Origin of the sequence: Mycobacteroides sp. CBMA 271 (assembly GCF_009729205.1) — a bacterium.
Taxonomy (GTDB): domain Bacteria; phylum Actinomycetota; class Actinomycetes; order Mycobacteriales; family Mycobacteriaceae; genus Mycobacterium.
Map to the genome: position 1 here is coordinate 215754 of NZ_VTHB01000009.1, position 25553 is coordinate 241306.

Annotated in this window: 27 protein-coding genes; 15 read left to right on the top strand and 12 right to left on the bottom strand. The window is 65.1% G+C overall.

The window, feature by feature from the left end; all coding sequences use genetic code 11:
• Positions 1 to 27: 27 nt before the first annotated feature.
• The 3 genes from FZI91_RS22940 to FZI91_RS22950 all read left to right on the top strand — a co-directional run bounded on the left by FZI91_RS22940 (position 28) and on the right by FZI91_RS22950 (position 3223).
• Entirely contained in the window at positions 28 to 1311 is a 1284-nt protein-coding gene (locus FZI91_RS22940; protein ID WP_155941375.1) for a citrate synthase, read from the top strand.
• Positions 1312 to 1380: 69 nt separating this feature from the next.
• Entirely contained in the window at positions 1381 to 2793 is a 1413-nt protein-coding gene (locus FZI91_RS22945) for a DHA2 family efflux MFS transporter permease subunit (protein WP_162525551.1), read from the top strand.
• Positions 2783 to 3223, top strand: a complete 441-nt coding sequence (locus FZI91_RS22950) for a MarR family winged helix-turn-helix transcriptional regulator (RefSeq protein ID WP_375234335.1) — start codon at positions 2783 to 2785, stop codon at positions 3221 to 3223. Before FZI91_RS22945 ends, FZI91_RS22950 begins: the two co-directional genes overlap by 11 nt.
• A gap of 107 nt (positions 3224 to 3330) precedes the next feature.
• Here the strand turns inward: FZI91_RS22950 and FZI91_RS22955 are convergent, their stop codons facing one another.
• From FZI91_RS22955 to FZI91_RS22965, 3 genes are read right to left on the bottom strand one after another with little or no spacing between them, the layout of a single operon-like run.
• Positions 3331 to 4842 carry an NAD(P)/FAD-dependent oxidoreductase gene (locus FZI91_RS22955; RefSeq protein WP_155941376.1) on the bottom strand — a complete coding sequence of 504 codons (1512 nt, stop codon included), beginning with the start codon at positions 4840 to 4842 and terminating at the stop codon, positions 3331 to 3333.
• Between the two features lie 25 nt (positions 4843 to 4867).
• Positions 4868 to 6187: an aspartate aminotransferase family protein gene (locus FZI91_RS22960; protein ID WP_155941377.1), complete on the bottom strand. Its 1320-nt coding sequence runs from the start codon at positions 6185 to 6187 to the stop codon at positions 4868 to 4870.
• Positions 6184 to 7746: an APC family permease gene (locus FZI91_RS22965; RefSeq protein ID WP_166548274.1), complete on the bottom strand. Its 1563-nt coding sequence runs from the start codon at positions 7744 to 7746 to the stop codon at positions 6184 to 6186. Before FZI91_RS22965 ends, FZI91_RS22960 begins: the two co-directional genes overlap by 4 nt.
• A 256-nt stretch (positions 7747 to 8002) precedes the next feature.
• Here FZI91_RS22965 and FZI91_RS22970 point away from each other — a divergent pair, with 256 nt between their 5' ends.
• The 4 genes from FZI91_RS22970 to FZI91_RS22985 are packed head-to-tail and all read left to right on the top strand — an operon-like array spanning position 8003 to position 11021.
• On the top strand, positions 8003 to 9019 hold the full coding sequence (locus tag FZI91_RS22970) for a phosphotransferase enzyme family protein (RefSeq protein WP_155941378.1): 1017 nt from the start codon (positions 8003 to 8005) through the stop codon (positions 9017 to 9019).
• A gap of 20 nt (positions 9020 to 9039) precedes the next feature.
• Positions 9040 to 9816: a 3-oxoacyl-ACP reductase FabG gene (gene fabG / locus FZI91_RS22975; RefSeq protein ID WP_155941379.1), complete on the top strand. Its 777-nt coding sequence runs from the start codon at positions 9040 to 9042 to the stop codon at positions 9814 to 9816.
• A 27-nt stretch (positions 9817 to 9843) separates the two neighbouring features.
• Positions 9844 to 10665 carry a GntR family transcriptional regulator gene (locus tag FZI91_RS22980; protein WP_155941380.1) on the top strand — a complete coding sequence of 274 codons (822 nt, stop codon included), beginning with the start codon at positions 9844 to 9846 and terminating at the stop codon, positions 10663 to 10665.
• Entirely contained in the window at positions 10662 to 11021 is a 360-nt protein-coding gene (locus tag FZI91_RS22985) for an FKBP-type peptidyl-prolyl cis-trans isomerase (protein WP_155941381.1), read from the top strand. Before FZI91_RS22980 ends, FZI91_RS22985 begins: the two co-directional genes overlap by 4 nt.
• A 2-nt stretch (positions 11022 to 11023) precedes the next feature.
• Here the strand turns inward: FZI91_RS22985 and FZI91_RS22990 are convergent, their stop codons facing one another.
• From FZI91_RS22990 to FZI91_RS23005, 4 genes are all read right to left on the bottom strand, one after another.
• Positions 11024 to 12337 carry a sensor histidine kinase KdpD gene (locus FZI91_RS22990; protein WP_162526356.1) on the bottom strand — a complete coding sequence of 438 codons (1314 nt, stop codon included), beginning with the start codon at positions 12335 to 12337 and terminating at the stop codon, positions 11024 to 11026.
• Between the two features lie 77 nt (positions 12338 to 12414).
• Positions 12415 to 13158, bottom strand: a complete 744-nt coding sequence (locus FZI91_RS22995; RefSeq protein WP_155941383.1) for a response regulator transcription factor — start codon at positions 13156 to 13158, stop codon at positions 12415 to 12417.
• 44 nt (positions 13159 to 13202) lie between these two features.
• Positions 13203 to 13709: a hypothetical protein gene (locus FZI91_RS23000; RefSeq protein WP_155941384.1), complete on the bottom strand. Its 507-nt coding sequence runs from the start codon at positions 13707 to 13709 to the stop codon at positions 13203 to 13205.
• On the bottom strand, positions 13706 to 14185 hold the full coding sequence (locus FZI91_RS23005; protein WP_155941385.1) for a hypothetical protein: 480 nt from the start codon (positions 14183 to 14185) through the stop codon (positions 13706 to 13708). Before FZI91_RS23005 ends, FZI91_RS23000 begins: the two co-directional genes overlap by 4 nt.
• Positions 14186 to 14362: 177 nt before the next feature.
• Between FZI91_RS23005 and FZI91_RS23010 the strand changes: the two genes are divergently transcribed.
• A complete protein-coding gene (locus FZI91_RS23010; protein WP_375234374.1) occupies positions 14363 to 14911 on the top strand; it encodes a hypothetical protein in 549 nt (182 codons plus the stop codon).
• Here FZI91_RS23010 and FZI91_RS23015 read toward each other — a convergent pair.
• On the bottom strand, positions 14891 to 15961 hold the full coding sequence (locus FZI91_RS23015) for an NAD(P)-binding domain-containing protein (RefSeq protein WP_162526353.1): 1071 nt from the start codon (positions 15959 to 15961) through the stop codon (positions 14891 to 14893). The two genes, FZI91_RS23010 and FZI91_RS23015, sit on opposite strands and share 21 nt — an antisense overlap.
• 15 nt (positions 15962 to 15976) lie before the next feature.
• Between FZI91_RS23015 and FZI91_RS23020 the strand changes: the two genes are divergently transcribed.
• Together FZI91_RS23020 and FZI91_RS23025 are read left to right on the top strand one after the other, a co-directional pair.
• Complete coding sequence (locus FZI91_RS23020; protein WP_155941388.1) at positions 15977 to 16708, top strand: enoyl-CoA hydratase; 732 nt, start codon at positions 15977 to 15979, stop codon at positions 16706 to 16708.
• A gap of 2 nt (positions 16709 to 16710) precedes the next feature.
• On the top strand, positions 16711 to 17826 hold the full coding sequence (locus tag FZI91_RS23025) for an MBL fold metallo-hydrolase (RefSeq protein WP_162526352.1): 1116 nt from the start codon (positions 16711 to 16713) through the stop codon (positions 17824 to 17826).
• Here the strand turns inward: FZI91_RS23025 and FZI91_RS23030 are convergent.
• Positions 17823 to 18500 carry a class I SAM-dependent methyltransferase gene (locus FZI91_RS23030; protein WP_155941390.1) on the bottom strand — a complete coding sequence of 226 codons (678 nt, stop codon included), beginning with the start codon at positions 18498 to 18500 and terminating at the stop codon, positions 17823 to 17825. The two genes, FZI91_RS23025 and FZI91_RS23030, sit on opposite strands and share 4 nt — an antisense overlap.
• Before the next feature lie 39 nt (positions 18501 to 18539).
• Positions 18540 to 18911 (bottom strand): nuclear transport factor 2 family protein, encoded by a 372-nt coding sequence (locus FZI91_RS23035; RefSeq protein WP_155941391.1) that lies wholly within the window; start codon positions 18909 to 18911, stop codon positions 18540 to 18542.
• Positions 18912 to 18948: 37 nt separating this feature from the next.
• Between FZI91_RS23035 and FZI91_RS23040 the strand changes: the two genes are divergently transcribed.
• Positions 18949 to 21354 (top strand): cation-translocating P-type ATPase, encoded by a 2406-nt coding sequence (locus FZI91_RS23040; protein WP_162526351.1) that lies wholly within the window; start codon positions 18949 to 18951, stop codon positions 21352 to 21354.
• Positions 21355 to 21434: 80 nt separating this feature from the next.
• On the opposite strand, the gene FZI91_RS23045 is transcribed toward FZI91_RS23040, so the two are convergent.
• Positions 21435 to 22244 (bottom strand): class I SAM-dependent methyltransferase, encoded by an 810-nt coding sequence (locus FZI91_RS23045; protein ID WP_162526355.1) that lies wholly within the window; start codon positions 22242 to 22244, stop codon positions 21435 to 21437.
• 78 nt (positions 22245 to 22322) lie between these two features.
• Between FZI91_RS23045 and FZI91_RS23050 the strand changes: the two genes are divergently transcribed.
• The 4 genes from FZI91_RS23050 to FZI91_RS23065 all read left to right on the top strand — a co-directional run bounded on the left by FZI91_RS23050 (position 22323) and on the right by FZI91_RS23065 (position 24569).
• On the top strand, positions 22323 to 22541 hold the full coding sequence (locus FZI91_RS23050) for an antitoxin (protein ID WP_155941393.1): 219 nt from the start codon (positions 22323 to 22325) through the stop codon (positions 22539 to 22541).
• A gap of 106 nt (positions 22542 to 22647) precedes the next feature.
• Positions 22648 to 23703: a lipase family protein gene (locus FZI91_RS23055; RefSeq protein WP_309224152.1), complete on the top strand. Its 1056-nt coding sequence runs from the start codon at positions 22648 to 22650 to the stop codon at positions 23701 to 23703.
• 24 nt (positions 23704 to 23727) lie between these two features.
• The gene (locus FZI91_RS23060; protein ID WP_162526350.1) at positions 23728 to 24171 is read left to right on the top strand and encodes an SRPBCC family protein; all 444 of its coding nucleotides are present in this window, start codon (positions 23728 to 23730) and stop codon (positions 24169 to 24171) included.
• A gap of 113 nt (positions 24172 to 24284) precedes the next feature.
• Positions 24285 to 24569, top strand: a complete 285-nt coding sequence (locus tag FZI91_RS23065) for a hypothetical protein (protein ID WP_155941394.1) — start codon at positions 24285 to 24287, stop codon at positions 24567 to 24569.
• A 20-nt stretch (positions 24570 to 24589) separates the two neighbouring features.
• Here FZI91_RS23065 and FZI91_RS23070 read toward each other — a convergent pair whose 3' ends face one another.
• Positions 24590 to 25501, bottom strand: a complete 912-nt coding sequence (locus tag FZI91_RS23070) for an LLM class flavin-dependent oxidoreductase (protein WP_155941395.1) — start codon at positions 25499 to 25501, stop codon at positions 24590 to 24592.
• Between the last annotated feature and the right edge of the window lie 52 nt (positions 25502 to 25553).

Consider the following 25553-nt stretch of genomic DNA (forward strand, 5'->3'; position numbering starts at 1 on the left):
TGTAGAGCCCGCTCAACCTCAGAAGGGATGCCTGTGGCCGAGAACAACGATTTCGCTACTCTCCAGTACCCCGGAGGCGAAACCAAGCTAGACATCGTCCGCGCGACCGAAGGCTCCGACGGTTTCGCGCTCGGCAAGCTGCTGGCTGATACCGGCTACACCACCTTCGACGCCGGCTTCGTCAACACCGCATCGACCAAGAGCGCCATCACCTACATCGATGGCGACGCGGGCATCCTGCGCTACCGCGGTTACCCGATTGATCAGCTGGCCGACAAGTCCACCTTCATCGAGGTGAGCTACCTGCTCATCTACGGCGAGCTGCCCACCTCGCAGCAGCTGGAGGACTTCACCACCAAGATCCAGCGCCACACCCTGCTGCACGAGGACCTCAAGCGGTTCTTCGACGGCTTTCCGCGCAACGCGCACCCCATGCCGGTGCTCTCCAGCGCCGCGAATGCGCTATCTGCCTACTACCAGGACTCGCTGGATCCGCACGACGACGCCCAGGTTGAGCTGTCCACGATCCGCTTGCTCGCGAAGCTGCCGACGATCGCGGCCTACGCCTACAAGAAGTCGGTCGGGCAGCCGTTCCTGTACCCGGACAACACCCTGACCCTCGTGGAGAACTTCCTGCGGATGACCTTCGGGCTCCCCGCCGAACCGTACGAGGTGGACCCGGAGATCGTGCGGGCCCTCGACATGCTGCTGATCCTGCACGCCGACCACGAGCAGAACTGTTCGACATCGACGGTGCGGTTGGTCGGTTCCTCGGACGCCAACCTGTTCACCTCCGTTTCCGGCGGCATCAACGCGCTGTGGGGCCCGCTGCATGGCGGCGCCAACCAGGCGGTGCTGGAGATGCTGGAAGGAATTCGCCAGGAGGGCGGCGACGCTCACGACTTCGTGCGCCGGGTCAAGAACCGCGAAGACGGCGTCAAGCTCATGGGCTTCGGACACCGGGTCTACAAGAACTACGACCCGCGCGCCCGCATCGTCAAGGAGCAGGCCGACAAGATCCTGGCCAAGCTCGGCGGCGACGATCAGCTGCTCGACATCGCCAAGTCGCTGGAGGAGATCGCGCTCACCGATGACTTCTTCGTCGAGCGCAAGCTGTACCCGAACGTGGACTACTACACCGGAGTGATCTACCGCGCGATGGGCTTCCCGACGCGCATGTTCACGGTGTTGTTCGCACTGGGCCGCCTGCCCGGCTGGATCGCGCACTGGCGTGAGATGCATTCGGAGCCCGGCAAGATCGGCCGTCCGCGGCAGATCTACACCGGCTACGGCGAGCGTCAATACCCCTGACCTGGTGCATCTGACAGTGTGACGCAAATCTGTTTGCATCGCTAACAGTTGTAGTTTCACAATGGTTGCGTGGAAGCGACCGTTGGTGCTTTGAGTGAGCGCCGCAAGATCATCATCCTGGGGTCTTGCTGCCTGAGTCTGCTCATCGTGTCGATGGACTCCACCATCGTGAACGTGGCACTGCCGACCATTCGGGCGGACTTCGGTGCCAGCACCTCGCAGCTGCAATGGGTCATCGATATCTACACCCTGGGACTGGCGTCCCTGCTCATGCTGTCGGGGGCCGCGGGGGACCGGCTGGGGCGCCGGAAGGTGTTCCACGTCGGACTCTCGATTTTCGCGATGGGCTCGCTGCTGTGCAGCGTGGCGCCCACCATCGGGTTGCTCATCGCCGCGCGCCTGCTGCAGGCCGTGGGCGGCTCCATGCTGAATCCTGTTGCACTGTCGATTATTTCGCAGGTGTTCACCGGCCGCGTGGAACGTGCCAGGGCACTGGGCTTCTGGGGCGCGGTGGTGGGAATATCGATGGCCCTGGGTCCGATCATGGGCGGTCTGCTGATCGAATGGGTGGGCTGGCGGGCCGTCTTCTGGATCAACCTTCCGGTGTGCGCGCTCGCGTTCGTGCTGACGGCGATCTTCGTACCGGAGAGCAAGTCGGCAACCATGCGCGATATCGACCCGGTGGGACAGGCACTCGCGGTGCTGTTCCTGTTCGGCATCGTGTTTACCCTCATCGAGGGCCCCACGCTGGGCTGGGCGACGCCCATGCTGATCGGCGTGCTGGTCGCCGCGTTGGCGGCGTTCGTGGTGTTCCTCCGGTACGAATCCCGGCGCCGTCACCCCTTCATCGACCTGCGCTTCTTCCGCAGCGTCCCGTTCGCATCGGCCACTTTGACGGCGATATGTGCGTGCGTGGCCTGGAGCGCATTCCTGTTCACCATGTCGTTGTATCTACAGGGTGAGCGTCACTTCTCGGCCATGCACACCGGGCTCATCTATCTTCCGATTGCCATTGGGGCACTGGTGTTCTCACCCATCTCGGGCCGCATGGTGGGCCGGTTCGGGGCGAGGCCGTCGCTATTGGTGGCGGGTGCTCTATTCTTCACCGCCTCGCTGCTCCTGACGAGGGTCTCGGCGACGACCCCCGTATGGGAACTCCTCGTGACCTTCGCCATTTTCGGTGCCGGGTTCGCCATGGTGAATGCGCCGATTACGAATGCCGCCGTCAGCGGGATGCCGCTGGACCGAGCCGGCGCGGCCTCGGCGGTCACTTCCACGAGTCGCCAGGTCGGGGTGAGCGTCGGTGTGGCGCTGTGCGGTTCGATCGGCGCGCCTGCGCTGTGGTTCATGTGTGCGGGGCTCGGACTGGCCATCGCTACGCTCGGTATCGTGTCCACTTCTCGGGCGGCGGTGCGGTCCGCCCAAAGACTAGCGCCGCTTATCGAAGGCACCTCAAGGCGAGAGGTGTCTCGTGTCGGATAGGCCTCTCGCGGACGAGGTGTGGCGCGCCATGGCAAGCCTGGTGCTCGACAACCGTGACGGCTGGCGAAGGACGGTCGTAGAAAAGACCGGGCTGCCCTTCACTCGGGTGCGCATCCTGAGAAGACTTGAGCGGCAGTCCATGACGATGAAAGCGATCGCCGAGGCCACGGCGCTGGACGCCCCGGCAGCCACCGTCGCGGTGAGCGATCTGGAACGCCGGGGGTTGGTGGTACGCCGCGTCGACCCCGACAATCGACGGTGCAAACAGGTGTCACTGACCGATGACGGCCGGCGGCTGATGGCGGCGATCGCCGAACTCGACGATCCGGCGCCCGCGGCACTTGCCGCGCTCGATGAAGCGGACCTGAGATCTCTACGCGGGATTCTGCAGAAAGTGGCGGGGGCCGAGGAAGTCTCGGAGGGTACCTAGCGCCTCGATCGGGCCTGCCACGGCATGATCGTAAATCGTCGTCGCCGACGGAAGCCAGGCCAAGACCTGGTCATCAGGGTGTAGCCGAAGCGTGTCGTGCCTGCCGATTATCCGCGGTCAGTGGGTGAGAAACCTGTCGCTTGGACGGATCGGCGCGTCTCCAGCACTGCCATGGCGGCGTGGTAGCCGCCGAGCCCCGAGACGCCGCCGCCTCGGCGGGATCCCGAGCCGCACAGCAGGATCCGCTCGTGATCCGTTGCCACGCCCCAACGCCGGGCGGGTGTGTCCAGGGGCTCGTCGTCTTCGGCGAATGGCCAGTGCAGCCCGCCGTGGAAGATGTTGCCTGCCGTCATCCCGAGGGCATCCTCTATGTCGGCGGTGGTCTTCGTCTCGATGCACGGGCGACCCTGCGAGTCGGTGGCCAATACGTCGGTGATGGGCTCGGCCAGTACGGAATTCAGCGATGCCAGCACCGCGTCCTGCAGCTGTTCGCGGGTGGCCGGTAGCCCGTGCGGGGTGTGCAACCCGAACACCGTCAGCGTCTGGGCGCCGGACGCGCGCAGCTCCGGCGACAGAATGCTGGGGTCGGCCAGGGAATGACAGTAGATCTCGCAGGGCAGAGGGTCCGGGATCTGCCCAAGCGAGGCCTGTCGATAGGCATTCTCCAGCTGGGTGTAGGTCTCGTTGATGTGGAAAGTGCCACCGAAAGCCTGCTCCGGCGTGACATTTTCGTCCCTTAGGCGGGGGAGGCGGTTGAGCAGCAGGTTGACCTTGACCTGTGCGCCCGGCTGGCCACTCGGTGGATTCTCGCCGAGTAGCCGGGCCAGTACCGCAGGCGTCACACCACTGAGAATGTGCGTGCCCACGGCGAAGCGCTCTTCGTCGCCGATCCGGTAACGCACCTCGCCGTCGGGGTTGATGGCGAGAACCTCTGCACCGGTGCGTAATTCGACGCCGTGCCGACGGGCGGAGGATTCCAAGGATCCGGTGACGGTGCCCATGCCGCCGATAGGGACGTCCCACGGATTCAGTTGGTGATACAGGAAGCAGATGTTCTGCTGCAGCGACGGCTCGTCGGCGCTGGCGAAGGTGCCGATGAGCGCGTCCGTGAGCAGGACCCCGCGTTGAAGATCGTCGGGGGTGGCCGCGCGGATCACCTCGCCGATGGGTGTCTCGATCAGCTCGGTCCAGGCGCCGGTGCGCAACTGGCTGCGGGTGGGCAGCGGGGCCAGCATCGAGTCCCATACCGCGCCCGTAACGGAGGCGCACAACGCCCCGAAGTCGGCGAAATCATCTGTGCGGGCAAGGAACCCCGAGCGACCGCCGTCATGGGGGTCCGGCGTGTAGGACGCATACGTGCGTCGCACTAGCTGCACCGAAAGGTCCAGGTCGTCGATGATCTGCCGCGGAAGCAGGCTCACCAGATAGGAATACCGCGACAGCCGGGCGTCGACGCCCTCGAACGCGGGCGCCGAAATCGCTGCCCCACCGAGCACGTCGAGCCGCTCCAGCAGCAGCACTCGTTGGCCCGCGCGGGCCAGGTATGCGGCGGCGGTCAAGGCATTGTGCCCGCCGCCGACGATGACGGCGTCGTATCGGTCTGCTCCTGTGGCGATCATGTACGGACTGTACGACGTAACGGCGTCAGGCGATGACCAACAGCGCGGCCTCGAATTCGGAGCAGAACCAATCCACGTCCGACAGCGAGAAGACCAGTGGCGGTCTGATCTTGAGCACGTTGCCATCCTGCCCGCACACCGAGATGAGAACCCGCCGGTCGCGCAGCGCGTTCACGATACGTCGTGCGCCGTCACGATCCGGTGTGCGGGATTCTGGGTCTGTGACCATCTCGACTGCCGTGTACAGGCCGGCGCCGCGGATATCGCCCAGATTGATGTGACGCGAAGCGAGAGCGCGCAGTTCGGTGCGCAGCGCGTCACCGACCTCGGCGGCGTGGAGTTGGAGCTTCTCGTCCTCGATGACGTCGAGTACCGCTGAGGCTGCTGCCATGGACACGGGATTACCGCCAAAGGTGTTGAAATACGGCACTTCCCGAGAGAAGGGTGCGAGCACCTCGGAAGTGGCCGCCATCGCCGCCACCGGGATTCCGTTGGCCATGGGCTTGCCCATGGTGACCAGATCGGGCACCACGTCGTGGCGCGCGAACCCCCACATCGCCTCCCCGGTGCGCGCGAATCCGGGCTGTACCTCGTCGGCGATGAGAACGCCACCGGCCGCGTGCACCACATCGACGGTGGGCTTCAACACCGAGGCATCGGTGTAGATGCCATCGGAGGAAAAGATGGTATCCACCACCAGGCAGCTGAATCCGTAACCTTCGGAGCGTAATTCGTCGATCGCTCGGGATACGTCGGCGGCGAAGGTGGCGGCCAGATCGCCCTGAGACACCCGATAGCTGTCGGGTGCCGGCACGGTCCGCACGTGCGGACCGACCGAATCTCCGCCGAGCGAGGGAGAGATGGCGGTGACCGCGGCCGTATTACCGTGGTATGCATCGCTGGTTACGATGATTCCTGTTGCCCCGGTGTACATCTGAGCCACCCGAAGAGCGAGGTCGTTGGCCTCCGATCCCGTGCATGCGTACATCATCTGGTCGATTGCAGCGGGCATCGTGGCGAGCAGTCGTTCGGAGTAGTCGACGATGCCCTCATGGAGGTAGCGGGTATGTGTGTTGAGGGCCGACATCTGCCGGGTTACCGCGTCGATGACGTGTGGGTGACAGTGGCCGACGCTGGCCACGTTGTTGTACGCGTCCAGGTAGCGATTGCCCTCGGCGTCGAATAGGTGGCTGCCCTGCCCGCGCACGAGATGTACTGGCCGTTCGTAGAAGAGCCGGTAGGACGGGCCCAGTACCTGTTCTCGCGCGGAGATGAGAGCCTGGGTGGCCGGGTCCTCCTGCTGTCCGGAGTAGCTGTTCGAGTCCATGATGTTGGAAAAGCTCATCGTTCGGGTGCCTCCTCGAGCACGGTTCTTCCGAGTTCTGCGTAGCGGTCGGGTGCGGTGTACTTCAGGACTATGGCCAGCGTGATGCCGCCGATACCGGTGGCACCGACCACCCACGGGATCGACGCGAAGATCCAGTCGCTTGCCGCGGTACCCGCCGCGAACGAGGCGTGCTGGGCCAGCAGGATGACGACATAGACCATGCCGAGTCCACCCAGGAGCGGTGCCACCAGTGTCCGGAACCAGTGTGCGGTCTCGGGGTGGTTCCGGTGGGCATGGAAGTAGGAGACCACCGCGAATGCGGTGAGTGCCTGCACGATCAAGATGGCGGTGGTGCCCAGCAGTGCCATCAGTCCGTACAGGCCGGTGTACGGGTCGCGGTGGGTGAAAGCGAAGAACAGCACCACCACCGTGGCGAACGCGGTTTGGACGAATCCCGCCACATGCGGCGAGCCGTGAGCGTCGTGGGTGGCGCCGATGGTTCGGCGCATCCCCGGGATGACGTTCTCGCGTCCGATCGCATAGAGGTAGCGGGCGGCACAGTTGTGAAATGCCATGCCACAGGCGAACGACCCGGTCATCAGCAGGATCTTGAACATGTTGACGGCCCACACCCCGAGGTGTTGTTGGACCGGCCCGAAGAAGATCTGACCGGCCGTCGTCGAATCCTGCGCCAGCGCAACGGCATTGTCCGGACCTGTGCCGACGATCGCGAGCCACGAGACCAACACATAGAAGACGCCGACGCCGACCACGGAGGTGACCACGGCGATCGGAATGATCTTCTTGGGATTCTTGGATTCCTCGGCGTACATGGCGCTGGACTCGAACCCGACCCAGGACCAGAAGGCGAAGAACAGCCCGACACCCGCCGATCCGGCGACCGCGACAGGCCCAGAGGGGCCGTTGACGACCCCGCCGAGATTGTGAAAGCCGTTGAGCGGGTTGAGTGATCCCCATGCCCAGCCCTGGGGGCCGCCCCCGGTGAACAGCACGGAGAGGGCGAGCAGTGAGAGCATCAGGATTTCGGTCACCAGGAACACGCCCAACACCCGGGCGGCGAGACTGAGGTCGAAGTAGCTCAGTATCGCGTTGATGGCCAGCATGGCCAGTGCGAGGACGACCCACGGAATGTCTACGTGGAAGAACGTCTGAAACAGATCGCGGCCGAAGAACGAGAAGATACCTACCAGTGACGCCTCGAAGACCATGTACGCCAAGGTGATCAGGAATCCCGCACCTAGTCCCGCGATCCGGCCGAGGCCGTGGGAGATGTATCCGTAGAAGGCTCCCGTCGCTGAGATGTGTTTGGACATCGCCGCGTAGCCGATGGCGAAGAGCGTCAGCACGATGGTCGCGACCAGGTAACCCGCAGGCGCGTAGGAGCCGTTACCGAACCCGACAGCGATGGGCACGTTGCCGACCATCGCGGTGATCGGCGCGGCGGTGGCCACCGCCATAAACAGCACGCCGATCAACCCGACCGCGTTCGGCTTGAGGCGTTGCACGCTGGTGGGCCTGGCGGTAGCGGGTGCGGGTGGATCGATGGTGTCGCTCACGGATGGTCCCTTCTCCGTATTTGGTCTGGTTTAGTTCTGGTTCCTCTGCCGGCCGAGTCGGATGCTGCCTGGCGGACGGCGTTGCTTATGCGACGCGGTCATTAGAACCCGGCTTAGATGCCCAGGTCAATAGGGAATCATCGAAATCGTCCGGAATGATTTCGGGGAGGTTTCGATTTCGGTCGATTGTGATGCGAGAAAATTAAATGGTCCGATTTGGTCCGCTTTACGCCGCGTGATGGTGCACACTCGGACCATGCCGGGATTACCGTCGACCCACGGTGCGTTCGCGCGAGCCGCTCTCTCGAGTTATGGCCATGCGCCGGACACTCCACTGCGACTGCTGAGCCTGTCGGAGAACGCCACCTACCTGGTGGACATCGCGGAGCCCCTCGTGCTGCGCGTGCACCGTCCCGGGTATCACTCGCCGCAGGCCATCCGCTCCGAGCTGGCTTGGATGCGGGCGTTGCGCGCGGAGACGCCCGTGGTCACACCGGGTCTCGTCGGTGCCGATGACGGGTCGGACGTGATCGCGGTCAGCCAGGAGGGGATGACTCTCTATGTCGATGCAATGAGCTTCGTTCCGGGGTGTACCGCGGAAGAAGAACCCGGGGTGGTCGGTTACCACAAGCTCGGCGAGCTGACGGCGCACATGCACGACCATGCTCAGCGCTGGCCGGCGCCGCAGGATTTCACTCGGTTCCGGTGGGACCTGGACTCGATGTTCGGCGCGCAGGCGCGCTGGGGTGACTGGCGTTGTGCTCCCGGAATGACCGACGGTGACCGCGCGGCGATCGGTGCCGCCGTGGATGAGATCATTCGACGATTGGTCGAATTCGGTAGTGCACCAGATAGATTCGGACTGATACACGCGGACATGAGATTGTCCAACCTGATGGTGGATCCGGGCCGGCCCGGATCGGATATCACCGTGATCGATTTCGACGACTGCGGCTGGTCCTGGTTCCTCGCCGATCTCGGTGCGGTGGTGTCGTGGGTGGAGGACACCCCGGAGGCCGAAGCTGCCGTCGCTGATTGGCTCGACGGATACCAGCGGGTGCGCACGCTGCCCGAGGAGCATCGCGGCATGATCCCTGTATTCGTGATGCTGCGCCGGATCATGCTCACCGCCTGGATCGCCTCACACGCCGATGCCGGCGCGGCGATCAGCGTTAGTGACGGATTCGCCTCCCGTACCGCCCGTCTCGCCGAGCGATACCTGGGAGACCGAACATGGTTGCAGGATGCAGCTTTTGGCCGTCGGGTCGGCTGAGTTAACACGAGAGGAATGCGATGTTTGATCTGTCCGACAAATCGGTGTTGGTGACCGGTGGTACCAAGGGAATCGGCAGGGGGATCGCCACGGTGTTCGCGCGTGCGGGTGCCAACGTTGCCGTCGCGGCGCGGTCTATCGACGAGATCACCTCGCTATCAGCGGAATTGGGTGATCTGGGCGGCGGAAAAGTGCTCGGCGTCCGATTGGACGTCTCCGATCCGCAGTCGTGTGCGAATGCCGTGCAGGCCACCGTCGACGCGTTCGGGGGATTGGACGTGGTGTGCGCCAACGCCGGGATCTTCCCTGAGGCGCGGTTGGCGACGATGACACCCGAGCAGCTCGGGGAGGTGTTGGATGTCAACGTCAAGGGCACGGTCTACACGGTGCAGGCCTGTTTGGCCGCACTCACCGCGTCGGGTCGTGGGCGCGTCATCCTCACCTCATCTATCACCGGGCCGGTCACCGGCTATCCGGGGTGGTCGCATTACGGGGCTTCCAAGGCGGCCCAGCTGGGCTTCATGCGCACTGCCGCCATCGAACTCGCCCCGCACCGGGTGACGGTGAACGCGATCCTGCCGGGCAACATCCTCACCGAGGGTTTGGTGGACATGGGTGAGGAGTACGTCTCCGGAATGGCCCGCTCCATCCCGATGGGTGCACTGGGGACTCCCGCCGATATCGGGCACTTGGCGGCATTCTTGGCCACCGATGAGGCGGGGTACATTACCGGCCAGGCCATCGTGGTCGACGGCGGACAGGTCCTGCCGGAGTCACCCGAGGCGTTGACGACGTGACCGGTGCCCGGCGGCGATACTGAGGGGATGGAGGAGTCGGAGGGCGGCCCGGTAGCCGAGGATGTGCGGCGTCGAATTCTGTCGATGCTCGCGCAGGGAACGCTGCACCCGGGCTCTCGGCTGGGTTCCGAACGTGAGATGGCGGAACGGTTCGCGGTATCGCGTGCCACCATCCGCAGCGCACTGGTGCCCTTGAGCCGCGCAGGAATCTTGGAACGCCAAACCGGTCGAGGTGGTGGCACGTTCGTACGGGCCGATGTGGTGCAACGCAATGTCGCCGAGCTCGTGGGCCTGCCCACCAGGCTGCACATCGGTGGCCATACGAGTGATACGCGGGTGCTCGGCACGTCCCGAAGGACAGCCACCTCTGTCGAGCAATCTGCCCTGGAAATCGCCGACGGGGCAGAGGTTTTCGATGTGCGGCGGCTGCGCTACGCCGACGGGGTGCCGCTCTCGGTCGACTCCGCGTGCTTCGCAGCCGACCTGGTGCCCGACTTGTTGGAACAACCGCTGGGTGGCTCGCTCTACGAGCTATGCCAGCTGCGCTACGGATTGATAGCGGACTCGTCGACAGAGACGATTGAAGTGGTGAGCGCGAATCCACGTGAGGCCGAATGGCTTGACGTGCCCCATCGGAGGCCCTTGTTGGCCATCACGCGGGTAACCCGCAGCACGGATGGTCGACCCTTCGAGTACAGCTATGACCTGTTCCGGGCCGACCGGGTGCGGCTGACGGCCACCATGACATCGGCCGTGGCGCAAGAGAGCCGCGGCACGGACGGCAAGGTGGAACGCGCGGTGAGCGGCCTGGCCGCTCACCGGAGGCGGGACGATACGCTGCTGGCATGACGAAACCCGAGATTGACTTTCAGCCCGGCCCGGCGCCCACCGAACTGGTCGTCAAGGACATCACCGTCGGTGATGGTGCCGAGGCCACCCCCGGATCGGTCGTCGATGTCCACTACCTCGGAGTGGAATTCGATAGTGGTGAAGAGTTCGACAGCTCGTGGAACCGCGGCGAGTCCATCGAGTTCCCACTCTCCGCGCTCATCCAGGGCTGGCAGGACGGCATCCCCGGTATGAAGGTCGGCGGACGTCGTCAGCTCACCGTGCCCCCGGCCCAGGCCTACGGCGAGGCCGGCGCCGGACATCAGCTGTCCGGTAAGACGCTGGTGTTCGTGATCGACCTGCTCGGCGCGCGCTAGGGCTAATGCCCGGGGAGGCGCAGCACTAGCCGGGCGCCTCCCATTGCGCTGGACTCCAAAGCTGCTGTGCCGCCGTGGAGTTCGGCCTGTTGCGCGACCAGTGCCAGTCCCAGGCCGGAGCCGGTGTGTGAGGCGGTAGAGCCGCGCGAGAATCGTTCGAACACCACTTCGCGTTCGGCCTCGGGGATGCCGGTGCCGTTGTCGTCGATCGCGATCTCGACGCCGTGCACGGTGCTGGTGGCGGACAGCTGAACCTCGGTGGCGCCGCCGTGACGGACTGCGTTCTTGATCGCGTTGTCGATCACCAGCCGCAGCCCCGCGGGCAGCCCCAACATCAAGATGGTGGACGAGGGAACCAGGGACACCTCGACGTTCGGAAAGCTGCGGTCGGCGTCATGCGCGGCGCGGTCGAGGAGCTCGGTGATATCGACCGGTACGTGGTCGTCCTCGGTGGTGAGGTCGCCCTGTGCGAGTCTTTCCAGCGCGGAAAGCGTTGCCTCGACCCGGCTTTGGGTTCGTACCGTCTCCTCGATGATTTCCTCGCGTTGCTCCTCGCTGAGGTTGAGGGTGGAGAGCACCTCCAGGTTGGTCCGCATCGCGGTGAGCGGTGTGCGTAGCTCATGGGAGGCCACCGCGGAGAAGTCGCGCGCGGTTTCGAGAGCGGCCTTGGTCTTTTCCTGCTCCTTGCTGATGCGCTCGAGCATTCCCTCGACGGCCTCGGAGATCTCGACCGCCTCACGAACCCCGCGCACGTTCACGTCGTCGGGGTTGGATTGCGCGTTGATCAGGCGGGCCTGCTGCGCCAGCAGCCGGAACGGGCTCACCACGACGAGGGAGAGGACCCAGCCGACGATGACGGTGCCCACCAGCACGCCGCCGCAGATCGCCAGGATGCGCATGTGATAGCGGTCGATCTGCCGCTGCGTCTCGGCGACGGGTGCACCGACGGCGACGGGGATGTTTCCGGGGGCGATGAATGATCGGACCCGGTACTCGACGCCGTTGATCTTCGTGTTGGCGTACGGCTGGTCTAGTAGCGGCAATTCGATGTCGCCGGGGATCGATTTGGTGATCCCGCCGACGCGCGTGGTGAGCACCAGACCGTCGGGGGAGTCGATCTTCCGATCGGAGTTGATCACCGAATTCAGCAGATTCGACACCGCGCCCAGGCTGGAGACGGAGTCCAGGCGTCGGTCCAATTGGCTGTGCTGGTCTTCTTCGACGCCCACCCAGACCCAGGCGCCCAGCGTGACCACGAGCACCATCACCCCCAGTGCGGCGATGGCGACCAGGGTGCGCAGCGAGAAGACCCTCATGGGTTTCTCCAGCAGCCGGTAGGCCAGGTCGGTGATCCGTTGACTGCGATGCTTACTGGGGCTGGTCATGTGTGTGGTTACTGCGACCGCAGCACAAATCCGACGCCGCGCACCGTGTGTAGCAGCCGTGGTGCGCCGCTGGTTTCCAGCTTGCGCCGCAGGTACCCGATGAATACGTCGACGACGTTGGTGTCGGCGGCGAAGTCGTATCCCCACACCAGCTCGAGCAGCTGGGCGCGGGACAACACGGCCGTCTTGTGTTCGGCGAGGACGGCGAGCAGATCGAACTCGCGTTTGGTGAGATCGACTTCGACGCCGTTGATGCGGGCACGCCGGCCGGGGATCTCGACCTCCAGCGGCCCCACCGTGATGGTCTCGGTGGATGACGTGGCGACCGCGCCGCGACGGCGCAGCAGCGCCTTCACCCGGGCCACCAGCTCCGCGAGCACAAACGGCTTGGTCAGGTAGTCGTCGGCGCCCGCCTCCAGACCGGCAACCCGATCGTCCACCGAGGTGCGCGCGGACAGCACACAGACCGGTACATCGTTGTCCATGGCGCGCAGCGCGGTGACGACGCTGACGCCGTCGAGCACGGGCATGTTGATGTCGAGGACGATCGCGTCCGGGCGATGTTCGGTGGCGGCGCGCAGCGCCTCGGCGCCGTCGCTGGCGGTGTTCACCTCGAAACCGGAGAGGCGCAGGCCACGTTCTAGCGAGGCGAGCACATCGGCGTCGTCATCGACCACCAGCACGCGGGGGGAGGGGTGCCCGGCATCATGCGAACTACCGGCGGAACCACTTCCGCGAAGACCATCAGGCATGGCTGCCATCTTGCCTGATGCGCGTCGCTAGGGGTGGGAGGCCGTCACAGCTTGGTGCGCCAGATGCGGCTTCCTTGCGGCGATGCGACAAAGCCCGTTTCCTCACCGCCCCCGCCGCTGTAGCTGATGACGCTCTTGCAGGCAGTGAGTCCATTCGGGCCGACCACACAGGTGGTGTTGGTTTGGCTGCCGGTGATCGTCAACGAGTGCATGGGTGGCAGCACCGGCGCGTTCTTGTTCACGTCGGGTGGCAGGAACCCCCACCGCTTGAAATTGGTTCCGGACACCGCGTTGACCCCGGCCGGCACCGCGGGGAGGTTGCCATAGCACCAGAATGTGGGGATACCTCCGTTGGCCGGCTGCAGCCTGCACAGCAGACCGTCGGGGGTGCGGAATTCGGCGAACTCGCCATGCTTGTACGCCGTGAGGGAGTCCGCTTGATATGTCGATACGTCGGGAAACTCGGGGGCGTCCGCAATCGCCAGCGGCGCCAGACAGAGCGAGACAGTGACGGCCGATGCCGTGGCTACCAGGTATCCACGCGTGGTCACAGGATTGCGCTTCCGCTAGGAGACAACACGAATCCGTACTGCCGGGCGCCGTCGTCGCTGCGATACCGGCAGGCCGTCATGCCCGCTCCGTCGACCGCGCAGGTGATGTTCAGCGCTGTGATGTAGTGCATGGGAGGTAGCAGGGCCCCGGAGAGCTCCCGTGTGGCGCCGTAGGGCGCGCCGAATTCGACCACCGGATTCTTGGAGGTGGTCGCGAAGTCCTCGGCAGGCATGGTTGCCGCGAGCACGTGGTCAACCCCCTCGGGGACCCCGGGAAGCGCGCCGTGGCACGCGAACTGCAACGGGCGATAATGCGGTTCGGTGATTTCGCAGTGCAGCCCGTCGGGGGTGTCGAAGACGAAGAGCTGACCGATGGTCTGCTGCGCATATTCGGCCAGGTTGACCTTGGTGTACCCGGCGAGATCGGGGAATCCCGGCGGCGCGGCAGCCGCCACCGGTGGCCACAAATTCGACATTGCTACGAGAATCGGGACGATCCATATCCCACGACGTGTCACGCGACCCCCCACCTGTTGAAGAACTGAATGTCTGATATTAGCTGACCACCGTGTTGTCGGCGATCCGTACAATCGGATCTCATGCGGATGGGCAGAGTTGTGGCAGGTTGTGGCGCGATGGTGGCTGCGGTTGTGATGGGCCCGGTTGTCGCCCACGCCGATCCAGCCTTCCCCGATTTGAACGGGTTCACGGCGGTGGCGCCCGACGCGTACTTCGTCACCAACGAGAACTCCTCGGTCCGGTCGATCAACTTCACGACCCCCGACGGGATCGGCTGCATGTTCCGCGCCTCGGCGAACATCTCGCCCAATTCGCGTCAGCGGCTGAGCTGCGACGGCGCCGTACCCGGGATTCCCGGTGATGCCCCGAACGCCCCGAACGTGCCGGGCGTGGGCGGCGCCAGCGCGAATGTGCCGGGGCTGGGCGGCGTCAACATCCCGGGTGTGGGCACCTGCCCGATGGGCACCGTCGCCCAGAAGGGCGACGCCGCATTCGAGATCACCAAGGGCGCTTGGTCGTGTGGCACCAAGCCCGAGGCCCCGCTCCTCAACGTCGGACAGAAGCTCACCTACGGAAACGTCACCTGCGCCGTCGGTGCGGGCAGCGTGACCGCCTGCCAGGTATCGATGGGCGATAAGAAGCACGGCTTCGTGCTGCAGCCCTCAGGAAGCACGTCCTTCTAGAAAGGTCGTCAGCTCCTGCACGGCGGCACGCGACGCCCGGTTGGCGCCGATGGTGCTTGCCGAGGATCCGTACCCCAGCAGGTGGATTGCGGGCTGACCCGCGACCTGCGTGAGTAGTCGGCCCGTCATGGTGATGCCGCCGAGGGCGTTGCGCAGGTGCAGCGGCGCCAGGTGATCCAGCGCGTGCCGGAACCCGGTGCACCACAGGATTACGTCGACGTCCACTGCGCTGCCGTCGCGCCAGGCGACCCCGTTCGTGGTGATCCGGTTGAACATCGGGCGCCGCGCCAGCACGCCACGCTGCGATGCCTCGGCGATCTCGGGCGTCCATGGCAGCCCGGTCGCCGAGACCACCGAGCGCTGCGGTTCCCCGCGCCGCGATCGTTCGTCGACTCCGGCCACCGCGGTACGCAGCCGGTCGACGGTGAAGTCCCTGACGAACACCGGATCGCGACGTGCCACCCAGGACGTGTGCGTGACCTGCGCTATTTCGATCAACAGCTGTACTGCCGACACCCCGCCGCCGACCACGAGGACGTGCTGGCCCGCGAATTCTTCGGGTGTCCGGTAGTCGTGGGTGTGCAGTTGACGGCCCACGAAGGAGGCCGCGCCGGGAACGAATGGTACGAACGGCTTGTCCCAGGTCCCTGTCGCGTTGATCAGCCCGCGGACGGTGAACGCGCCCGCGGAGGTTTCGACCGTGAACCCGCCCCGGCCATCGGTGGTTGGCCGCACCGCCCGCACATGCACGGGACGCCGCACGTCGAGGGCATACCGATGTTCGTACGCTTCGAAGTATCGGGGCATGGCGGTCGAGGCCATGATGGTTCCCGTCTCGTCGAACGGGAGTCCGGGCAGCTGATAGATGCGATTGGTGTTGTCGAGGGTCAACGTGGGCCAGCGGAACTGCCACGCCCCACCCGGACCAGGGGAGTGATCGAGGATCACGAATCCATCGCCGGGCTGCAGGCCCCGGCGCTGCAGGAAGTATCCGGCAGCGATCCCGGCCTGCCCGCCACCAATCACGGCGACGGTAGTCATGGCGTTCATATTAGGGTGGTCGCCATGATCGGAGTTTCAGTCGACGGGCCCGTCACGACTATCGAGCTGCAGCGCCCGGAACGGCGCAATGCGGTGACCTACGAGCTTGCGCTCGCCTTCGCCGAGGAGGTCAGGAAGGCCGCGGAGACGGCGCGCGCCATCGTGGTCACCGGGCAGGGCAGCTCATTCTGTGCGGGTGCCGACCTGTCCAGCGGCGCCCCTGATCCCGACAAATTCGCCGATGCCTGGCAGCACTCGGTAATGAGCATCGACGCCGCCGATATCCCGGTGATTGCCGCGGTCAACGGTCCCGCTATCGGAGCCGGCGTCATGCTGGCCATGGTCGCCGACCTGCGGGTGGTTTCCGAGACCGCGCGTTTCCAATTCCCCGTCGCCAAATACGGTATTGCCCTGGACAACTGGAGTATCCGCCGGTTGTCTTCGCTGGTGGGATACGGACGGGCGCGCGGCATGCTGCTGGCCGCCGAGCCGCTCGACGCGCAGACCGCCTTGGTGACCGGAATGGCCAACCGCATCGGCGAGCTTGCCGACGCGCAGGCCTGGGCCGCCGAGCTCGCCGGGTTCGCGCCGCTGGCTCTCAAACACGCCAAGCGGGTGCTCAACGACGATGGCGCCTTCGAGGATCAGTCGCCCGAGCATAAGGTGCTTTTCGATAAGGCATGGGGCAGTCAAGACATCATCGAGGCCCAGGTGGCCCGAATTCAGAAGCGTCCCCCCAACTTTCAGGGAGCCTGACGGTGCGGGCGCTCTGGGTTGGCGCCGGCGCGGCTCTTGCGTCGACGTGGATCGGGCGCGTCCTGCGTGACGTCCCGCGGACATTGGGCGCCAGCAAGGAACGCATCGCCGAGGTTGCGGAGGGATCGCCGCAGTATCGGGGCGGAACCTTCCATAACGCCGATGCGGCACGGCAATTCGTCCCCGACGCGGATCCGACCTCACTGCTGCGCGGTCTGGTCACGCGGCAGACCGCGGGCGGCCCCAAGGGGCCGGTTCCCCTGGTTGTGCCCGAAGTCGCCGGTCCTGCGGCAGATTTGGCGGTCACGTGGTTTGGACATTCCAGTGTGCTTGTGGAGGTCGACGGGTACCGAGTGCTCACCGACCCGGTCTGGAGCGACCGGTGCTCGCCCTCACGGGCCGTGGGGCCGCACCGGCAGCATCCGGTTCCGATGTCAGTCTCGGCGTTGCCCGCCCTGGACGCGGTGGTCATCAGTCACGACCATTACGACCATCTCGATATGGACACCATCATCGCGTTGACTCGCAGTCAGAACGCTGTGTTCGTGGTGCCGCTCGGTGTGGGCGCGCACCTGCGTAGTTGGGGTGTGTCACCCGCTCGGGTCGTCGAGCTGGACTGGGATCGGGGCCATCAGCTCGGAAAGCTGACGCTCACCTGCACACCGGCCCGGCATTTCTCGGGCAGGTCGCTGGCCCGCAACACCACGCTGTGGGCGTCATGGGCAATCGCCGGACCCAAGCACAAGGTGTTCTTCGGTGGCGATACCGGATACACCAAGGCGTTCAAGGTCATTGGCGAGACGTACGGCCCCTTCGACCTGACCCTCTTGCCGGTCGGTGCCTACAACACGCAATGGCCGGACATCCACATGAATCCCGAAGAGGCTGTGCAAACCCATCGGGATCTAGCGACATCGCAGGCGCCGCTGCTCCCCATTCACTGGGCGACGTTCAACCTCGCGCTGCATCCGTGGGCCGAGCCGATCGAGCGGGTGCTCACCGCGGCCGAGGATCAGGGCGTGACTGTTGTCGTGCCCAAGCCGGGGCAGCGGGCCGTGCTGGTGGGCGATCCGGCCCGGCAGCCCGCCACCCTCGACGGTTGGTGGCGCTTCGACTAGCGCTTGTGCGCTTGCAGTAGGAAAGCGGGCTGCTTGTTGCGGCCCTTCTCGTCCTTCTCGAAGATCGGCATCTCGAAGTCGGCGCCGGGCAGCACTTCCGGGATGTTCGAGTGAATGGACGCCGGACGCAGCTCGTCGATCACCCAGTACGGTTCCACCGCCGCGCGTAGTTCATCCTCGGTGACGGCATTGGGCCCGATCCCGGGAGGGAACGCGCCGACCGCGAAGACCAGCACGTAGTACGAGGCGTCGGGCGCGGCCGCACGCGAAATCGACCGCTGATAGCCCTCGCGGGCCTCGACGGGGATCGAGTGAAACAGTGTGCTGTCGGCGATGGTGTCGAAGCGCCCGTCGTATCCGGAGAAGTCGGTGATATCGGCGACCTCGAAGCTGGCGTTGGTCAGTCCGCGTTCGGCGGCGGCAGCCCGCGCGGCTTCGATGGCGGTGGGAGACAGATCCAGGCCGAGGGTGGTGTGGCCCAGCGCAGCCAGGCGCAGCGAGGTCTCGGCGTGCCCGCATCCGACGTCGAGAACGGAGCCGTGGAACTTCCCGGCCTCGATCAAAGCGGCCAGTTCGGGCTGGGGCTCGCCGATATTCCACGGCGGCTCACCCTGGAAGATTTCACCCTTGCCTTGATAGACCTCGTCCCAGTTCGGAAGTTCGTTCGATGTCATACGAACTGACATTACCCCCGGAAGGCGAACGGCGGCTAGTCACTTGGCCAACAATGTGGCCGCGTGCGCGGAGTCCAGGTACTCGTCGATACGCGTGATGAGCCCGTCGGAGATCGTCGCGACGATGCATGCGGCAACTGAAACGCATTCGCCCGCACGATTGATCGCCTGCACCACATGCTGCTGGACAAATCCGACCGGTGTGACGGTGCGGCGGATGTCCGTGTAGCGAAATTCGGACAGATTGTGCGTCACCCAGGTCAAGGTCGCCAGGTTCTCGTCACGGCTGCGAGCTTCGCCGAGTGTATTGAGCCAGACGACGATATCGGGCGCGTATAGGGCGGCGACCGCGCTGATATCGCCGGCCTCAATGGCGGCGAACAATCGCTGAGCGATCTCATCCGCGTCCATCCCCGCGACACTACGCGCTGGTCGCTACTGTGCAGGGGTGGCAACGACCGAGAGATTGACCGTCGGCGGATTGACCTCTACCGAGGTCGCTGAGCGCATAGCGCAGGGGAAGACCAATGACGTTCCCTCACGTGCGGCACGCAGTGTTTCGGACGTCGTGCGAGCCAACGTGTTCACCCGCATCAACGCGATCCTTGGCGTGCTGCTCGTCATCGTGCTGTCCACCGGTTCGATCATCAACGGCGCGTTCGGTCTGCTGATCATCGCGAACAGTGCCGTGGGCATCATTCAGGAGCTGCGGGCCAAGCGGACCCTGGACAAGCTTGCCATCGTCGGACAGGCCCGGCCCATGGTGCGGCGCGACGGCGTCGCTACGGCGCTGGCACCGAACGAGGTGGTGCTCGATGACATCATCGAGCTGGGACCCGGTGATCAGATCGTGGTGGACGGAGAGATGGTCGAGGAGGCCGCTCTCGAAGTCGACGAGTCGCTGCTGACCGGTGAAGCCGACGCCATCGACAAGACCGTTGGCTCCCAGGTGCTTTCGGGGAGCTTTGTGGTGCAGGGCAGTGGCGCATACCGGGCCACCAAGGTGGGGCGGGAGGCGTACGCGGCCAAGCTTGCCGAGGAGGCATCCAAGTTCACCCTGGTGCACTCCGAACTGCGCAACGGCATCAACAAGATCCTGCAGTTCATCACCTACTTGCTGCTCCCTGCGGGTGCGCTCATCATTTACACCCAGCTGTTCACCACCGACGACAGCTGGCAGGAGTCGGTGCTGCGCATGGTCGGCGCCCTGGTCCCGATGGTGCCCGAAGGCCTGGTGCTCATGACGTCGATCGCCTTCGCGGTCGGTGTGATTCGGCTGGGACGGCGTCAATGCCTGGTGCAGGAACTGCCGGCCATCGAGGGGCTGGCCCGGGTGGACACGGTATGCGCCGACAAGACTGGGACACTCACCGAGAACGGGATGCGGCTCTCGGATGTGAAGAAGCTGAACGACGACGGTGACTGTGCGGACGCCCTAACGGTGTTGTCTCAACTGGCGGCCGATGATCCACGCCCCAACGCGAGCATCACCGCCATCGCCGAGGCGTACGACACGTCGCCGGGTTGGAAATCGACTGCGATCGCCCCGTTTTCGTCGGCCAAGAAATGGAGTGGCGCCTCCTACGGTGAACATGGCAACTGGGTGATCGGCGCGCCCGACGTGCTGCTGAACCCCGCCGATCCCATCGCGGCCACCGCTGAGGAGATCGGTTCCCGGGGTCTGCGGGTGCTGCTGCTGGCATCGGCCGAGTTGCCCGTAGACCACGCCGATGCACCCGGTGCCGTCACCGCGCGCGCCCTGGTGGTGCTGGAGCAGAAGATTCGACCCGATGCCCGCGAAACCATCGAATACTTTGCTTCCCAGCACGTCTCGATCAAGGTGATCTCGGGCGACAACGCGGTGTCGGTGAGCGCGGTGGCTCAGACGCTGGGGCTTTCGGGTGCCGCGGTGGACGCGCGCACCCTGCCCACCGATACCGACACGCTGGCCGAAACTCTCTCCGAGGCGACCACATTCGGACGGGTGCGGCCCGACCAGAAGCGGGCGATGGTCAAGGCGCTGCAGTCGCGTGGCCACACCGTCGCGATGACCGGTGATGGCGTGAATGACGTGCTGGCGCTCAAGGACGCCGATATCGGTGTCGCGATGGGTACCGGCAGCTCCGCCTCGCGCGCGGTGGCCCAGATTGTCTTGTTGGACAACAAGTTCGCCACCTTGCCGTATGTGGTGGCGGAGGGGCGCCGGGTTATCGGCAATATTGAGCGGGTCTCCAATCTGTTCCTCACCAAGACGGTGTACTCGGTGCTGCTGGCGCTGACGGTCGGGCTCGCCGGACTGGGCTCGAAGATCTTCCACTACGGCGCGGTGCCATTCCCGTTCCAGCCGATCCACGTGACCATCGCGGCCTGGTTCACCATCGGCATCCCGGCGTTCATCCTGTCGTTGGCTCCGAATAACGAACGCGCACAGCCAGGATTTGTGCGTCGGGTGATGACATCCGCTATCCCGTCGGGCCTCACGGTGGGGATCGCGACCTTCCTGTCGTACCTGCTGGCCCGGCAGATCCTGCACGTCACGGGTAACAGCACCCAGGCCTCGACGGCCGCGCTGATCACCGAGCTGGTGGCCGCGGTGTGGGTGCTCGCGGTGGTGGCGCGTCCGTACCAGTGGTGGCGGGTGGCGCTGGTGGCGCTGTCCGGGCTGGGCTACGTGGTGATATTCGCAATTCCATTGGTGTGCAAGACATTCAAGCTGGACCCGAGTAATCTGGCCGTCACCGGGCCCGCGCTGGGCATCGGTATCGCGGCTGCCGCGCTGATCGAGGCGTTGTGGTGGTTGCAGGGCAAGTGGTCCGGCCAACCCCGGCGGTTCTGGGCCTCCGAAGAAGACTGAGGCTTGACCGCGAGCAGACACGTGTCGCGCACGACACCTGGCATTTGCGTGCAATAGGTGTCTACTCGCGCAGGGAAGTCCTAGTAGCTGAACCGCATGATCCTGCCGATATCTCGCAGGGCGGGAACATGCGAGATGACCTTCATCTGGATGCGGCCCGACAGTGGCAGGTACTCCTCACCTGCCACGTCGGTGCTGCGCAGGTCGTCGATGCAGCGCAGCCCCGGCCGCAATAGCTCGATCTGGGCGGGGTCATCGATACCCCAATGCAGGGTGGCGCCCGCATTGCGTACCGCCGGCACCAGCTTCTGCAGCTTGATCCCGATGGTGCCGTAGCAGTCGAAAGCCAGTTGGCCGCTGGGGAATCTGCCGGTGATCCGCCGGATGAGTGCCTGCCCCTCGGACTGCGTCAGGTACATCGTCAAGCCCTCGAACACCGCGAGGGTGGGGCGATCGGCCGGGATGCTCTCCAGCCACGCCTCATCGGTGACCGAACTGTCGATCATTCGGTAGTCGCCGCCGCGCTCGGGGAGCAGCGTGCGTCGCAGCGCGATCACGTCGGGATAGTCGACGTCGATCCAGCGCACGGTGTCGGGCGGGTCGATCCGGAAGACGCGGGTGTCCAGCCCGCAGGCCAGATGCAGCACCGTCGCTTCGTGGTGTGCGGCCAAGAACTCCGAGGTCCAGACGTCGAGCTGGCGGGCGCGCAATGCGACGCCGATAGCTTGGGTGCCCTTGACCTTGGTTTTAGAGAAGTCGTAGTCGATGCGCGCGACGGCCGCGGCGGCGTAGTGGTCATGAAGAACAGAATTGGGCGATTTAGCGTCCTGCGCGCGGCCGTACAGGGTGGCCAGCATCGTCTCTGGCGCGCCGGTCAGCGTGATTTTCACGGGGTCCATCACTCAACCCAACATACGCCGCGATCTCGTACTACAGTTGCGCCGTCCCAGACAAAGGAGAACTGACTCATGGCTGATTTCAAGGGCCTCATCGCAAAGCTCAAGAGCTTGCTGGCGGGAAACACAGACAAGGTGAACCAGGCGGTCGACAAGGTTGGCGACGTTATCGACTCCAAGACCGGTGGCAAGTACTCGTCCGTGGTGGACAAGGTGCAGGACGCCGCCAAGAGTGCCGTCGAGAAGCAGGCCGGTGCGCCCGAGGCTCCTAAGGCCGGCGACGCTCAGTAACCGACTGGCGCTGCTGCTCGCGGCGCTGGTGTTGATCACGGCGGCCTGCGCGCGGGTGGAGGCGGAAGGCGTTGCGCCCCCGCCTCCCTCGCCGCCGCCGGGTGAGGTGCTCTCGGATGCGCCGCTGTCGTTGGCCCCTGATCTCGATGCCATCGCCGACGGTCATCTCATCCGATACATGTCCACCTCGGGTGCCACCCGCACCCCGACCGAGGTGACGGGGGTTGTCTTTTCGCCGAAAGGCGAACCGCCGCAAGCGGGTTGGCCCATCGTATCGGTGGGGCACGGTACCACCGGCCTCGACGACGAGTGTGCGGTGTCCCGTGCTCCGGACCTACGGGGCTACATCTGGCTGGTGCGTACCCTCACCAAGCGCGGATGGGTGGTAGCCATCACCGATTACGAGGGTTTGGGCGTTCCCGGTCCGCACCCCTATCTGGAGCCGAGATCCGCGGGATTCAACGTCATCGACGCCGCGCGGGCAGCGGTGTCGCTGGTTCCCGGGGCGTCGACGACATGGGCGGCGATCGGGGCATCCCAGGGCGGGCAGGCAAGCTGGGCTGCCGCCGAGCTTGCTGGCGACTATGCCCCCGAACTGCAGTTCGTGGGGTCGGTGAACTTGTCTCCGGCCGCCGACCTCACTGAGATGGGTACGCACGTCGGCGACGGTCGATACGACTGGAGCCAGCTCTCGATGATGCCCACCTTGCTTACGGGTCTGGCGGTCACCGTCCCGGAATTACGGCCGGAGAACTTTCTACATGGGTCGTTCGAGGACAACCCGCGCGACAAGGCGCTGCTGCTGGGCTGCCACAACGGACTCGACCCTGCGCGCGCCGCCGCCATCGGAAGGTTGCGCGCCAACGATTTTCACGGCACCACTGCCGAGGACCCGGCCATCTTTGAGGGTGCACTGAAGCGGATCGCGCTTCCGCTGGGCGGCACCTCCGCGCCGATGCTGGTGTACGCCGGCGGGGCCGACCGGCTCATCGACGCGCGCTGGATTCATGCGGCGGTCGCGCGGGCCTGCGCATTGGGGGATACGGTCCAGGAGATCGTCGCGCCGGGTAAGGGGCACGTGGACCCCGAAGGGGAGCGGCTCGGCGTCCAGTGGATAGCCGACCGGTTTGCCGGACTCCCGGCGCCCAGTAACTGCGCATGACGTGCTCCGGTAACGTTTGCCTACGTGGCAGCCAAACTGAATTCCTCCATCGATGTGCCCCTCCCTCCGCAGGAGGCGTGGGAGCACGCCTCGGATCTGCGGCGTTTCGATGAGTGGCTGAGCGTTCACACGGCATGGCGCAGCGCGTTGCCCGAGACCCTGGAAAAGGGCACCGTCATTGACTCGATCGTGTGCGTCAAGGGCATGTACAACCGGGTCAAGTGGACGCTGCAGAAGTACGACCCGCCGACGGGACTGTTCTTGGAGGGTCAAGGCAGAGGCGGCGTCAAGATCAAGCTTCGGGTGACGATCACTCCGAAGGGAGCGGGATCTGTCGTCGACTTCACCCTGCACCTGGGCGGGCCCGCCATGTTCGGCCCCATTGGGTCGATCGTCGCGGCCACGCTGCGCGGCGATATCGACGCCTCGCTGTCGAAATTCGTTCAGGTTTTTGCCTCTACGTCGTAACTTCGCATTTTCGGTGGTCTACCTGCGAAAATGCATGTGACTGTTTGCGATTGGCGAGTATCGAGTTGGTGTCGGTGGTTGGCATGCTCCGGTTTCAGGAGCAATATGGAGCTATGTCAATCACACGGAAGATCATCGAAACGGTGTTCGCCGCAGGTGCTGGCGCGGCGTTGATCGCCATTGCGCCCGTCGCCGTGATGACCGCCGGGGTGCCGACAACCACGTCCAACCAGGTCGTTCTTGCCGATCCCAACGGTGGTGGCGGTGACGCGGGTGGCGGCGGTGGCTGCTACAACGGCGTATGCGGCGGATGGAACCCTCAACAGGGTGGCTTTGGCCATGGCTGTTACAACGGTGTCTGCGGTGGCTGGGATGGCCAGCGCGGCTGGGGTAACTAACCCCGGTTGATCTGCAGTAACTAGTCCGCGAGCGGTTTGAGGGCCTGCGTCAGGGCGTCGAAGGCATCCCGACGAGCATTGCCGGTACCGAGAAGGTGATCGGGCAAGATCACCTCGTCGACACCCTCTTGCGTCCACGGCTCCATCTGCTCCGCGATGCGTTCAGCGGTTCCGTACAACACCGGGATCGGTAGTGCGGCAGCGATTTCGGCCGCACGTGCCTCCGACTGCGGGCCATCGGTGATGATGATGCGCGCCTGCGTCGAACGCCAGATCGTCGCCGGATCGCGGCCAATCTTCTCGGCCGCGGCGTCCAGTCGGCTCGACGCCTCGTGGAATGTCCCGGGTGTGGACCACTGGTTCCATTCCTGCGCATAGCGGGCGGTCAGCCCGAGCATCCGTGGCTGGGTGGCGCCGATCAGGATCGGTAGCGGTCGCTGCAGCGCTTTCGGCTCGCAGATCGCCTCCGTCAGCCGGTAGTGCGCACCGTCCACCGTGGTTGTCTGCTCGTTGAGCAGTCCGGTAATCGCTTGCAGTCCTTCGGAAAACCTAGTGACCCGAGGCCCGGGGGCGCCCAGCTCCAGGCCGTACTGACGGTGCTCGTTCTCCTGCCACCCGGCGCCTAGCCCGAGGGTAAATCGCCCCTGACTCGCGTGGTCGACGGTGACCGCCCAGTTGGCGAGTACCGCCGGATGCCGGAACGTCATCGACAGCACCAACGGCGCCAGCCGGATGCGTGCGGTGGCCGTCGCGAGTGCGGCAAATATGGCCGTCGCCTCTAGGAAGTCGGTGCGCTTGTCCGGGGTATCGGCCATCGACATGAAATGGTCGGCCGCATAGAACGCGCGCCACGAACCGCTGTCCGCGTATCGGGCGATATCCAGTAGATCGGCCCAGGATTGGTTGGTTTGTCCCCAGATTGAGAAGCGCATGAATCCATCCTAGGGACAGATATGCGAGGGACGCGTGTGACCAGAAGCCGGC